Source organism: Porphyromonas levii (assembly GCF_018206105.1).
GTDB classification, from domain to species: Bacteria; Bacteroidota; Bacteroidia; order Bacteroidales; family Porphyromonadaceae; genus Porphyromonas_A; species Porphyromonas_A levii.
Genome location: NZ_JADRGN010000023.1, coordinates 1 through 12,197, shown reverse-complemented (window position 1 = coordinate 12,197; position 12,197 = coordinate 1). Strand labels below are relative to the sequence as shown.

Here is a 12,197-nt window from a genome sequence, read left to right as displayed (position 1 = left end):
TAGGCAAATTTATTCCTAGGAATAAATTTATTTTTCTGTACAAATAAAAATATTTATCTCTAGGAATAATTATTTTTATTCCTAGAAATAAATTTTCCTACTCAGGCGAGCCAAGAGGAACGCTTTAGTAGCGATTAGGTCAGTGGTTAGCAATCTTTCGACTCCAGTAGGGAACGGGCTGGTTGAGGGAGACAATAGTGCAGTGTTCGGTAGCCACGTCTGAACTGAGGAGTAGAGGCAATGCCCCCTTACCTATGGAAGACCTTTGGGTTAGGGAGTTGAGGTCTAAAGAAGAGCGAGGGGAGAAGGAGCGAAATATTTCGACATAGACTACCAAGTTATGGCTTTGCCAAGTAAACATAAATATGTACCTTTGGGTATAGGATTTGACGTATATGAAGAGAATTGCAATCATAATCGCCTCACTGCTCCTAAGCCTTTCCCTAGTAGCCCAAGAAGCGACCACTGTCCTCTCTCCTATTCAGCAAGCGAAGCAAGCACTGGAGGAGGGTCGGTATCATGACGTAGAAAGCTGGTACAATGGGCTTTCTAAGAAGAATAAGCGAGCTGCTCAGAACTTGGCTTTGGCTACAGTGGCTGCTACCAATAGCTATCGAATAGACTTGGCAGAGGAGCGCATGCGCCTCTACAATAGCCTAAAACTGAGGAAACAAGAGGATCTTGCGAATAGGGAGAAAGTAGAGGAACACTTTGACTTGGTGCATCGCATGCTTTCCAACACACGCTCGGTCAATACTTCTGAAGTGCATTTGGGGACACTTGATGAGCTACTCCAGATCATACAAAAGCAGACTGGACACCTTGGAATAACCTCTGCCACAACTTATATTACTCCGGATGGCAAGACCAAATGGCAAGTGGGGAATGATAGTGTACCAGCATTTGAGGTGGTGCATAAGCTTGGCAATGGAGATTGGGACGAAGCTAATGCCGAAAAAATAGCGATACGAGGGCTACCCGAGGGGGCAAGTCTGAGCTATCCTTTTCTCCTCAGCGATGGAAATACGCTATACTTCTCTATCGAGCAAGAAGGTGTCACGCCTCCCAACACAATGGGCGGTAAGGATGTGTATGTTAGCAGATACGACAGAGAAGACCAGGCTTTACTGGTACCCACTCAATTATCTATCCCCTTCAACAGCGCATCGGACGACTTTGCGTATGTAGTGGATGAGCAGACCGACTTTGGTTGGCTGATAACGTCTCGCGACTGTGTGAGCGATACGCTACGTCTCTATGTCTTTGCGCCCTCCACACTCGCTCGCTTTGAAGGCAGTGAAGGGTTATCGGATGTGGCGATGTGGCGCAACCCGCCATTGGTCGAGCGGAGTTATAAAGCGCCCCAAAATATCGGGCAGAAATCAGAGAGACCAATCCTCTTTTGGGTAGGTGATCTGGCTATTCGCTCAGAAGAAGACTTGCCGAATAGTCAGGCAAAGGCAGCCTTGAAGCAGTATGTACAACTTCAGCAATCTATCAGTAGCACAGAGAAGGCACTGACGGCACTCCGAGAGCAACTGCAGTCCAATCCTAGGTTACTAAATGACCTCCGAATGCGAGAGCAGGTTCTCAATCATGAAAAGAATTTGGAGAGCTACCGATTACGCCTCAAAGCCATACGCAATGAGGTGATAGGTCTAGCTTTCCCCAACTATAGATAGACTTGAATATATGACAGCACTTACCTTTTTCCTCGCCCTATTGGGAGCTATCCTCACAGCTGCTCTTATTCTGCTCGAAATCTTTTTTATCCCCGGGATAGGATTACTAGGGATTCTCGGTGTAGGCGGCTTCATCGGGCTTGAGATCTTCCTAGTCCGAAGTGGTCAGTTTACGCTAGCGATTGCCTTTGCAGTACTCACCATCATCATCTTCCTCATAGGCTTCTACTTATTCAGTCGGAATAAGTTTATCAAGAAGGTAGAGCTCACCGATGCGGTAGACGAGATAGCAGTAAAGCTCCCCAAGGGTATCTCTGAGGGAGACACAGGTGTCACCGCTAGCCGACTAACACTAGGTGGCACTATCCGTATCGGCAAGGACACCCTACTCGAAGCGGAATCCGAGGAAGGATTTATAGATGAGGGCGAACCTATCTATATCTCAAACATTAGGAATAATAGGGTCTTCGTGAAGAGAACCCAAGGTAATAATAACTAAACACTTAACCATTTATATTTATGTACGATTCATTTACAATATGGATAGTGCTGGTGGTGATTGCTCTTGTACTAATAGCCATCTTCCTCCGCTACTTCCCTATCCTACTTTGGATCTCTACCCGCGCTTCCGGGGTCAAGGTCTCACTGATTCAGCTCTTCCTGATGAGGATACGTAATGTACCCCCTCACGTGATTGCTAAGGCAATGGTGGAGGCGCACAAAGCTGGGCTGCAGCTTACGAGAGATGAATTGGAGGCACACTATCTAGCCGGCGGGCATGTAGAGCAGGTAGTGCATGCACTTGTCTCTGCCAATAAGGCGAATATTGATATTAGCTTCAAGATGGCTGCAGCCATTGACCTCGCAGGGCGCGATGTGTTCAATGCGGTACAGATGTCGGTAAACCCCAAGGTAATAGACACCCCACCAGTAACGGCAGTAGCAAAAGATGGTATTCAATTGATTGCCAAAGCTCGTGTCACGGTACGTGCTAATATCCAGAGACTAGTAGGTGGAGCAGGCGAGGAGACCATTCTGGCTCGTGTGGGCGAAGGTATTGTAAGCTCTATCGGTTCGAGCGAAAGACATACCGTTGTACTTGAGAATCCAGACTCCATCAGTAAACTAGTGCTCCGTAAGGGGCTAGATGCGGGGACAGCTTTTGAGATTCTCTCCATTGATATCGCCGATATTGATATCGGTAGGAATATCGGAGCAGTACTGCAGATGGATCAGGCTCAGGCAGATAAGAATATTGCTCAAGCCAAGGCCGAAGAGCGCCGTGCTATGGCTGTAGCACAGGAGCAGGAGATGCGTGCCCTAGCTCAGCAAGCTAGAGCCAAGGTAATCGAGGCAGAGGCAGAGGTTCCTCTTGCTATGGCAGAGGCTTTCCGCAATGGCAACCTCGGTATCATGGACTACTATCGCATGAAAAATATAGAGGCAGACACCTCTATGCGTGATGCCATCGCAAAGCCTATTTCAGAAGAAAAGATAGGCAAAGAAAGCTCTCACGAAGACAAGAAGAAGTAAAACCCAGTGAAAGGAGGTGTGCATTCAAGAGCTTTAGCTCCACTCTACACGCCACCTTCTATGCACATTGACAATGATTGAAGTATGAACAAATTCGTAATACCAGAGTCTGAACTCATAATTAATAATGATGGAACCATCTTCCATCTCCATATCCGCCCAGAGGATATCTCCGATAAGCTTATTATCTGCGGTGACCCTTCACGTGTAGATATGATTGCTGCAAACTTTGATAGTATCGAAGTAAGTGTCTCTAGCCGAGAGTTTCATACCGTAACAGGCACCTACAAAGGCAAGCGCCTAACGGCTCTATCGCATGGTATTGGCTCAGATAACATTGAGATCGTTCTCAACGAGTTGGATGCACTCGCTAATATCGACTTTAAGACCCGTACGGCTAAGGACGAGCACAAGCAGCTAACGATAGTACGTGTGGGCACGTCAGGTGGTTTGCAGGACAATGCACCTATTGGGTCTTTTGTCTCAGCCAACTATGCTATTGGCTTTGATGGGGTGCTCCACTTCTATGCCGATCGAGACAAAGTGTGCGACAAAGCATTCGAAGCAGAGATGGAACGACAGCTAGAGTGGAAAATAGATGGTCTGAAGCCTTATGTGGTCAAAGCTCCTCAGGATATGATTGACCAATTTGTAAGCCCTGGCGGTGTGGTACCTGGTGCCACCATAGCTTGCAATGGTTTCTATGCGCCACAGGGACGTCGCCTGCGTGGTATCCTAGCTGATCCCAAGCTCAATGAGAAGATTATCAACTTCGACTACAATGGAGTGAAGCTCACCAATTTCGAGATGGAGAGTTCTGCCCTTGCTGGTCTGGGAGCTATCTTGGGACACCGTGTGATCACCATCTGCACCATCATAGCAGGGCGGAAGAGTGAAACGATGAATACCGAGTACAAGGGGACTATCGAAGGATTGGTAGAGATGGTTCTAGACCGCATCTAATCCCCTACACCCACCATATAATTACCCTACACCTTTCACCGAGGTGTAGGGCAATTATTTTATCCTTAGTATTTTATTGTCTGACGCAATTTGGGTACCTTTGTGGTGATTCAAAGAGGATAGGTGAAATTCCTTATCGGTGGTATAGTCCACAACTCCTATTATTAGGACTGACATGGTGCAATTCCATGACCGACGGTTATAGTCCGGATGGTATTTAGAATCAATGGTGTATACTTCTCTGAAAGTCTTATTTCAGAGGGAAACGCATTATTCTGGTATATCATTTCTCCTCTTGCAGTATAGAAGTATTCCTATAATTATAATATTAAGCACAACAGAAATGAAACAATCAGAAACACTACCTACAGTAGTTGCCAATCGTATTGAGGCTGCCATCGAAGCTCTTCGAGACGGCAGAGGTATTTTGCTCGTGGATGATGAGGATAGAGAAAATGAGGGGGATATTATCTACCCTACTTCTAATCTAACACCCCAAAACATTGCACTCATGATTAGAGAGTGTAGCGGTATCATCTGCCTTTGCCTGAAAACAAAGAAGTGTCTTGAGCTCCAACTACCTCAGATGGTACCCAACAATACTTGTGTCAACCGCACAGCATTTACCATCTCTATAGAAGCAAAAGAGGGGGTGACCACTGGCGTTTCTGCTAAAGATAGGTGCCACACCATCAGAACAGCGGCTCGCGCAGAAGCCCGTCCTGAAGACTTGGTACACCCAGGGCATGTATTCCCACTTCAAGCAAAAGAGGGCGGGGTGATGGAGAGAAGAGGACACACGGAGGGGAGTATAGATATTGTATCTATTGCTGGTCTTGGTGATTCCGCTGTATTATGCGAGCTGACTAATCCAGATGGGACAATGGCGCGTATGCCAGAGATTAAGAAATTCGCTGAAGCGCACAATATGCCGGTGCTTACAATCGAAGATATCGTCTGCTACCGCACGATCCACGGATAATCGGTATAGTTATGACATAAGAGGCTCCGAAAACCATCGAGTTTTCGGAGCCTCTTATGTATATAGGTAGATTATTACTTAAGGACGACCTTAGCAAACAGACGATCCCCGAGTACTACACCTAGGACATTATTGGAGAACTCTCGGGCCATTGCCACGCGGGCTTCGGCAGTCTGTGTACCGACATGTGGGGTCATCACTACATTGGGCATATCGTAGAGCGCATCGAGTGGGTTATCGTCGTGCTCAAAGACATCGAGTGCTGCGCCTGCTATAGTCTTATTCTTGAGTGCCTCTACAAGATCTGCTTCGTTCACTACCTTTCCACGGGCGGTATTGACCAAGATAGCAGAAGGTTTCATCATCGAAAGACTTTCTTTATTGATAAGATGATGTGAATCCTGATTGTAAGGTGTATGAAGAGAGATGATATCGCAGGTCTGGAAGATCTCTTCTTTCGTGGCGTAACGGACACCCTCCTGAGCCTCTTCGGCTGGGGTAAGCTGTGTACGCTTGTGGTAGACGACCTCTGCACCCATAGCTCTCAGTATACGCCCTACCGCTCTTCCAATATTACCATAACCGATGATACCTACTTTCTTGAGATAGATGTCGGTACCCAAACCATCGGCAAGCGACCCTTTAGCACTAGAGCGCTGACGGCGCATGGTGCTATCCCATATAGCAATCCTTCTGGTAAGACCTAAGAGGAGAGCCACTGCAAGCTCGGCAGTAGGTTGTACTACCGCTTGTGGGGTATTGGTAACAGTGATACCCTTGCTCTGGGCATAGGCGACATCTATATTATTGAACCCAACAGCATAGTTGGAGATAAGACGAAGATTAGGGAAGTGGTCGATGACCTCCTTGGTGATAGGGAGGGTAAACTCTGTACCCAATATGGTAGCATCATTGGGCAAAGTAGGTAGCATATCTAGGCTAAACTTTGCGCCCTCGGGAAGTGTCTCCACATTAAGATGCTGATACAACTCTTCAAATCCTGATGCTACAGTAGGATGGAAGAGGAATAGTAACTTGTCTTGTGCCATAAATATTATGATTTTGTATGATTAGTACCACAGTTGGTTGCGCCCATAACTTGGCTGATTGCTCATCTGATACTTCAGATCATGAAGCAATTGGCTCTTCACTGCGATAGTAAAGTTGTAGGACTTGAAGGCTCCAATAGGTATAAAGCTAGCGGTCATACTCCAACAGTGCAGGTCTCGGGTGACATTACAACTCATATTGGTAATCCTTCGCTCATCGAAGTTGTAGTTGGCAGAGAAATTGAAGCGCCAATTCTTGGTTGGAGAAAACTGCCCACTAAAGCTAAGGTCATGTCTCCACTTATAGGCGAACTCTTTAATCTCAGGGCGGAAGTCACCTGGACCGAGAGAAAGGTTATAGTTGAAGTTAAGGCTCCAATCTATCCTATTCTTAAGGTAGCCATCTCGGTCAAACTCTCCCAATGGACTATCCTGAGCCGAAAAAAGCGATTTCCCTGCTTCGTTATTGGCACCCTCTCCTCCGAATGACGACTGATTATCATTTGGGGCATTATCCCCGAAGCCCGACCTATCGCTAGAGGTATCTCCTTCGTCTTCACCACCTCCTTTTTTCCCAGAGAAGAGTCTCTTAATCTTATCAATGGTCTGGTTATTGAAGGTGTACGAGAACGAGGTACTAGTACCACGGAAACGACCGATTCCCTTACCATTAAGCACTCGAAGTTTATCTACTCTATATGGGATGATGCGACCATCATGCTCATGATAATCCCAAAGATAGGGGTCGAAGGCTCCGCCTAGTCTGAGCGTGAAGGCATCGGATAGGCGTAGAGAAATAGAGGCATTGAGATCGCTCCACTGGAAGGAGTCGGCTGCAAGATTGTAGCTTGTGGAGAGGTTGAGCGACTCTATCAAACTTATCTTCTTAAACTCTGTAGAATCTTGCTTTATCTTGGCTTCTAAGTTGTTGGCTAGAGAAAAACCAATACTTCCACTCTTGCCCCTACCTGGCACACCGAAGAGTTGCCTATCATAAGGGGATACATACTGCTCTACCTCTCTACCATCGGGCGTAATGTATTGCAAACGCTCCCAATACCCCCACCGAGGATCGCCAAAGTCGGGACGATAGTTGATAGAAATGGATGGCTCCATGCGGTGACGAATCATATTGACTTTATCGCCTAGGAATGGCAGTGGTTTCCAAAAACCATAAACGGTAGTGGAAAGAGAGAGTGAGGCATTGAAGTCGAAGACCCTATTGAAACCGTATGTAGTATCGGTAGCCACTACTTTATTCAGCGCAGGGTCGTACGCATGCTGTAGGCGAGAGGTGTACCAACGTTCGTTATAATTAAAAGATGGGGTTACTTTGATATAATTGAATAAGTCAAAGGAGGCACTCACAGGGATGGAGTGGCTCATACCATTCTGCCAATCCTTGAGGATATTCTTCTTTAGAATCTCCTTCTCATCCGTCTGGATAGAGTTACGGAGCTGTCCCGAATAGGATAGAGAAATCTTTTCGTACCACCTTTCCTTACCGACCTGCTGCTTCCGCTTAAATGGGTAGATACGGCTCATATTGATAGAGAGATTAGGGAGGGTAACGGAAATCCTCTTCTCTCTAGACTGCTGGCTAATATCCATAGAACCAGAGATACTCCACGGACTATTGGGGAATCTCTGCGAGAAACTGATACTAGAGCTCTTGGTATTCTCTCCCATAATAGCCTGGTTATACAGACCATCTAGATTATTATGGTTATAAGTGCTGGTAGAGAAGTTAACGTTGGCAGAGAAAGTGCGGTAGGGATTGGCCTTAGGATCCTGCCGGTGACTCCATTGGATACGGAAGTCTGTAGCTTTGGAATAATCGCCCGCCACTTTATCCCCCCTCTTAGTCACGATATAGCTGGCATTAATGCTACCACTATACCGATACCTCTTTCTGTAATTGGACTGAGCTTGTACCGCCCACGATCCTTTTGTATAAAGGTCTCCGGTGAGCTGAAGGTCTACATAATCATTAATAGCAAAGTAGTAGCCACCATTGCGGAGGTAGAAGCCTCGCTCCATCTCATCACCATACGTAGGCATGATAAGTCCTGACGCTCTAGAAGTGGTAAATGGAAAAAAGGCAAAGGGAAGACCAATCGGCAATGGCACATCAGCGATAACGAGGTAGACAGGACCCGAAACGAGGTCTTTGCCTGGACGGACCTTGGCTTTGGTTAAGGAAATATAGAAGTGTGGATGCAAATGATCGTCGCAGGTCGTATACTTACCCTCCATTAGATTGAGAAGCCCAGCATTGGTACGCTTTGTACGATTAGCAGTAACGAAACCCTCTCCCTGCTGTGTGACTACATCGGTAATGTAGCCTTGCTGGGAATTGATATCATAGTTAATGGTCTTTGCCTCATAACTTTCGTTACCCGTTGTAATCTTAGCATATATCTTCTCTTTCTTGAGAGAGTCGGGATAATCAATATAGGTAGCGAAGATGGTACCACTATCGGTATGCATGTGCATGTAGTCGCCGACTAGTTTTTGGTCCTGATAATTGATCTGACCATTGCCATACATCTTTACAAAGTTCCGCTTTGGAAGGATAACAATAGAGTCTTGACTCTCGAAGTCAAGTGGAGCTTTTAGATCACTTAATAAGCTACTATCGGCTGAGATAGTATCCGCCATAACCAGTGTATCCTTCTTCAGAGAATCTACAATAGCTACACTATCGACGGCTTGGATAAAGGGGATAGAAAAAGGGGCACCTAGCTCTCCTCGACTTGCTCTCGCTCTCGGAGAGATCATCCAGGAGAATAAGATATACCCTACCAGTATAAAGATAAAAAAAGGGAAGCCCTTACGTTTCACTACAATCTGCTACCAAACTAACTAAACTAGGGACAAAGATAATAAAATGTGGGGAATAGCACCATGAGCTTTCCCCACATTTCTATCATAAATAGAGTGCCCCTACACTATCACTGGTAAATCTCTTGAAAGCTGTTGGGAGATACTGGACAAGCGCACTAGCTGTTAGCGACTCTTCACAATAATCGGCAGCGAAGTTCTCGGCAGCAAAACCATGTAAGAATGCTCCAGCAGCACAAGCAATCATTTGCCCTTGCTTCTTGCCCATGAGCGCTAAGATTATGCCAGTGAGTACATCTCCGCTTCCAGCCGTAGCCAGACCAGGATTGCCTGTGAGATTAAATACAACCTGACCAGTTGGTAATGCCGTAGCGGTATATGCCCCTTTGAGAAGGATATAAAGACCTCTTTCCTCGGCTGCAGTACGTAGCTTCTCTATCCTCTCTCGGCTATTCTTGGAAGGACCGAAAAGGCGATCGAACTCGCCTACATGAGGTGTAAGGATTGAACCTTTAGGGACCATATCAAGTAATCTTCCCTCGTCATCAGCCAGCAATGCCAGTGCATCGGCATCTAATAACAAAGGCAGCTTGTAACTACTCAAGAGCTGCTCGAGTGCTAATCTTGTTTCGGTAGACCGCCCAATACCAGGACCGACCGCAATCGCAGTATAATCGGCAAGAGGAAGAGAGGCCGATGAGAAGCTTTCCTCAGAAGGATCCTCCGAAACGAGTGCCTCGGGCAAAGAAGTATGTATGATAAAATTCGTCCCCATTGGCACACGAAGCGTCAGATGCCCTGCACCCGAAACCATAGCAGCCTTACCCGCAAGCAAAGCAGCGCCCATCATACCTCTGGAACCAGCAATCAGTAAGTCCCTGCCATAATCATACTTATTGCTAAACCGTCTCCGCATGGGGAGTACACTCTCCATGGACTGAGTGTCAAAGATCATATAAGTGGCATCACTCTTACTTTGAGGCGTATAGAAACTAGGCTGGAGCACACGCCAGCGTCCTACGTATGGTTCGTATTCGGGGAAGAAAAAGAGAAGTCGAGGGCTATAAAATGTATAGGTAGCATCTGCCCTAAATATTTTCGTGTAGTCTATCAGTTCATCAGATACATCAGACATACCAGAAGGTATTTCCAAAGCAATCTTTATCGCTTTGATGCCATTGAGGTACTTAACGACATTATTCAGAGATGGATTTGGTTCTACTCCCTGTATCCCATCGATAAGCAGATCTGTTTCATCAATAGTAGGAGGGTTAAACGAATTGGTAGTTACCTCTATCAGCCTGTCAGATTCCTCCAAAAAGTCATCACGCTCCATAGCGACCTCTGTAGGCAAATTACCCGAAGGATTAAGCAGAACTACCTCTATATCGTACTGCATTCCTAGAAGGGATTGCGCCACTTTGATAGCCAGAGCACCCTTCTCATTAGGTCCAGCAAAGACCACAGCTCTCCTATTGAGGAGGAAGTCTTGCTTAATCCGATTACAGACAGCAATACTCTTGTGCGCGATTAGCTCTGAAACCCCTTCCCAATCACTTCTCTCATCCACTAGCTGAGCTTCAAGCTCAACGACTTCCCTACTATTAAATATTTTCTGCATCTTACTCTACACAAACAAGTTCTTTTACCTCTTGCAATACTCCACCCCACTCTTCGGTCGCAGGAAGAAAACCTTCCTCGATAAGCCGATCTCGCATAACTCTAATGGACTCAAAGGCGCCATCAAGACGCACTATATCCTCTCTACTACCACAACATGGTAGATGATGACAACCTTTGCTATCTACCCTCGTCAATAAAGAACCGAAAGTATAAGGATACCTAGTAGAGTGGTGATACCTTGCCGTTGGGACTATAAACGGATGCTCATCCGTTGCCATCAGTATCCTCAAACAATGGATCGCAGGACTTTGGTAAGCGGTTTGCCCCCTTTGCTTATAAATACCGATACCCGACCTACGAACCTCCGATACTATTGTCTCCTTCTCACCGCTTGATAAGTTAAGAAGTTCCCCCTTAATGCGCGCCATATCAAGCATGGGAGCCATTAATGTATCGTGACTACCTAAAGTGTAGACAGATTCTAAATCATCTTCCTTTACCATGTATCGCCGTTTAAGAGTCCTGCGAAACCGCTCAGTATCCAGAGCAGAAAGGCTCATCACCTTCTCAGGATGGAGTTCACTATGTACAAGGAGCATAAGCCCCATAAGATCTGAAGGATTACTGACGCACACAACCCGAGTAACCTTATCCTTAACATTCGCAATAGCACGTCCGGCTTCTAAAGCGAAAGGCGCATTCTGCAATAACATCTCCTCTCTTGTCTTTGCACCTCCTGGCACACTTTTAGCGAAAAGGATATAGCCACCATTAGCGACTGCCTCAGGAATAGACAAGGACAAGTCTATCTGAATATCCCCGAAGCCAGACTCTTCTATCTCATCCTTCAGTCCCTGCAAGCGCTCCATACTACTGCCACACAAAACAATATGGGGGCTAAATCTCTCTAAAAGAGCATAGAAAGTCATCTCACTAGCAAGACGACCCGTAGCACCAAGAACAACCAATGGTTGATCAGTAACGAAAGTTGGAATACTCATCATAGTAAAAAACACAAAAAGGCGACCTAAGAGAAACATCCCTCAGGCGCCAATTCTGCCATAGTCAATACCCGAAGAAGTTATTACTTCTCAGTACTAGAAGGTAGTGAGTTGAGCTTCTTATCCAAGAAGATATGAATAAGGAAACCAAAAACTACTAGGAGCAGACCAATAATAAGCCCCGTATTAGACTGGTTACTACCTGCAAAACCGATATAGATAAGCAAAATAGCGCCAATCAATTGTACTAAGACACCAAGATAGGTTATACCCTTCATAAGATTATATCTCTATATTAAATTAAAAATATCATAGTTGCAATACAGCTTAACTGTACTATGGTGACCCAGAAGGGATTCAAACCCCCGACCTTCAGAACCGGAATCTGACGCTCTATTCAGCTGAGCTACTGGGCCTTCAAACACGGAAGGGATTACTATCCACTATCCAAAGCCTCACTCACACAAAGGTAACAAAAGATTTTGAGATACGCACCTACTTCAAAGCAATAATCACAGCA

General features: G+C 45.9%; 10 protein-coding genes, 1 tRNA gene and 1 riboswitch. Of the genes, 5 read left to right on the top strand and 6 right to left on the bottom strand.

All coding sequences use genetic code 11. The features are described 5' to 3' along the window. Positions 1-395: 395 nt before the first annotated feature. The 5 genes from IX315_RS06085 (at position 396) to ribB (ending at position 5,160) form a co-directional block, all read left to right on the top strand. Positions 396-1,682: a hypothetical protein gene (locus IX315_RS06085; RefSeq protein ID WP_211635308.1), complete on the top strand. Its 1,287-nt coding sequence runs from the start codon at positions 396-398 to the stop codon at positions 1,680-1,682. 10 nt (positions 1,683-1,692) lie between these two features. After that, positions 1,693-2,181, top strand: a complete 489-nt coding sequence (locus IX315_RS06080) for an NfeD family protein (protein ID WP_211635310.1) — start codon at positions 1,693-1,695, stop codon at positions 2,179-2,181. Positions 2,182-2,201: 20 nt separating this feature from the next. Continuing rightward, the gene (floA, locus tag IX315_RS06075) at positions 2,202-3,215 is read left to right on the top strand and encodes a flotillin-like protein FloA (RefSeq protein ID WP_018358833.1); all 1,014 of its coding nucleotides are present in this window, start codon (positions 2,202-2,204) and stop codon (positions 3,213-3,215) included. 84 nt (positions 3,216-3,299) lie between these two features. Next, positions 3,300-4,178: a nucleoside phosphorylase gene (locus tag IX315_RS06070; protein ID WP_211635315.1), complete on the top strand. Its 879-nt coding sequence runs from the start codon at positions 3,300-3,302 to the stop codon at positions 4,176-4,178. 105 nt (positions 4,179-4,283) lie between these two features. Beyond that, a riboswitch (FMN riboswitch) is annotated at positions 4,284-4,405 on the top strand. Between the two features lie 116 nt (positions 4,406-4,521). Beyond that, positions 4,522-5,160 (top strand): 3,4-dihydroxy-2-butanone-4-phosphate synthase, encoded by a 639-nt coding sequence (gene ribB, locus IX315_RS06065; RefSeq protein WP_018358831.1) that lies wholly within the window; start codon positions 4,522-4,524, stop codon positions 5,158-5,160. Between the two features lie 74 nt (positions 5,161-5,234). On the opposite strand, the gene IX315_RS06060 is transcribed toward ribB, so the two are convergent. The 6 genes from IX315_RS06060 to IX315_RS06035 form a co-directional block, all read right to left on the bottom strand. Further along, positions 5,235-6,209, bottom strand: a complete 975-nt coding sequence (locus IX315_RS06060) for an NAD(P)-dependent oxidoreductase (RefSeq protein WP_018358830.1) — start codon at positions 6,207-6,209, stop codon at positions 5,235-5,237. Between the two features lie 21 nt (positions 6,210-6,230). Then, a complete protein-coding gene (locus IX315_RS06055; protein ID WP_244973108.1) occupies positions 6,231-8,870 on the bottom strand; it encodes a putative LPS assembly protein LptD in 2,640 nt (879 codons plus the stop codon). Positions 8,871-9,138: 268 nt separating this feature from the next. Further along, positions 9,139-10,674 carry an NAD(P)H-hydrate dehydratase gene (locus IX315_RS06050; RefSeq protein WP_211635319.1) on the bottom strand — a complete coding sequence of 512 codons (1,536 nt, stop codon included), beginning with the start codon at positions 10,672-10,674 and terminating at the stop codon, positions 9,139-9,141. 1 nt (position 10,675) lies between these two features. Then, on the bottom strand, positions 10,676-11,680 hold the full coding sequence (locus IX315_RS06045) for a lactate/malate family dehydrogenase (RefSeq protein WP_244973107.1): 1,005 nt from the start codon (positions 11,678-11,680) through the stop codon (positions 10,676-10,678). 80 nt (positions 11,681-11,760) lie between these two features. Further along, complete coding sequence (locus tag IX315_RS06040) at positions 11,761-11,955, bottom strand: hypothetical protein (RefSeq protein ID WP_018358826.1); 195 nt, start codon at positions 11,953-11,955, stop codon at positions 11,761-11,763. A 61-nt stretch (positions 11,956-12,016) separates the two neighbouring features. Further along, positions 12,017-12,093 (bottom strand) — tRNA-Arg (locus IX315_RS06035). Positions 12,094-12,197 lie beyond the last annotated feature (104 nt).

Coding starts and splice junctions, on each gene's coding strand:
- IX315_RS06085 (WP_211635308.1), top strand. CDS start 396: ATGAAGAGAATTGCAATCATAATCGCCTCACTGCTCCTAAGCCTTTCC.
- IX315_RS06080 (WP_211635310.1), top strand. CDS start 1,693: ATGACAGCACTTACCTTTTTCCTCGCCCTATTGGGAGCTATCCTCACA.
- floA (WP_018358833.1), top strand. CDS start 2,202: ATGTACGATTCATTTACAATATGGATAGTGCTGGTGGTGATTGCTCTT.
- IX315_RS06070 (WP_211635315.1), top strand. CDS start 3,300: ATGAACAAATTCGTAATACCAGAGTCTGAACTCATAATTAATAATGAT.
- ribB (WP_018358831.1), top strand. CDS start 4,522: ATGAAACAATCAGAAACACTACCTACAGTAGTTGCCAATCGTATTGAG.
- IX315_RS06060 (WP_018358830.1), bottom strand. CDS start 6,209: ATGGCACAAGACAAGTTACTATTCCTCTTCCATCCTACTGTAGCATCA.
- IX315_RS06055 (WP_244973108.1), bottom strand. CDS start 8,870: ATGGCGGATACTATCTCAGCCGATAGTAGCTTATTAAGTGATCTAAAA.
- IX315_RS06050 (WP_211635319.1), bottom strand. CDS start 10,674: ATGCAGAAAATATTTAATAGTAGGGAAGTCGTTGAGCTTGAAGCTCAG.
- IX315_RS06045 (WP_244973107.1), bottom strand. CDS start 11,680: ATGATGAGTATTCCAACTTTCGTTACTGATCAACCATTGGTTGTTCTT.
- IX315_RS06040 (WP_018358826.1), bottom strand. CDS start 11,955: ATGAAGGGTATAACCTATCTTGGTGTCTTAGTACAATTGATTGGCGCT.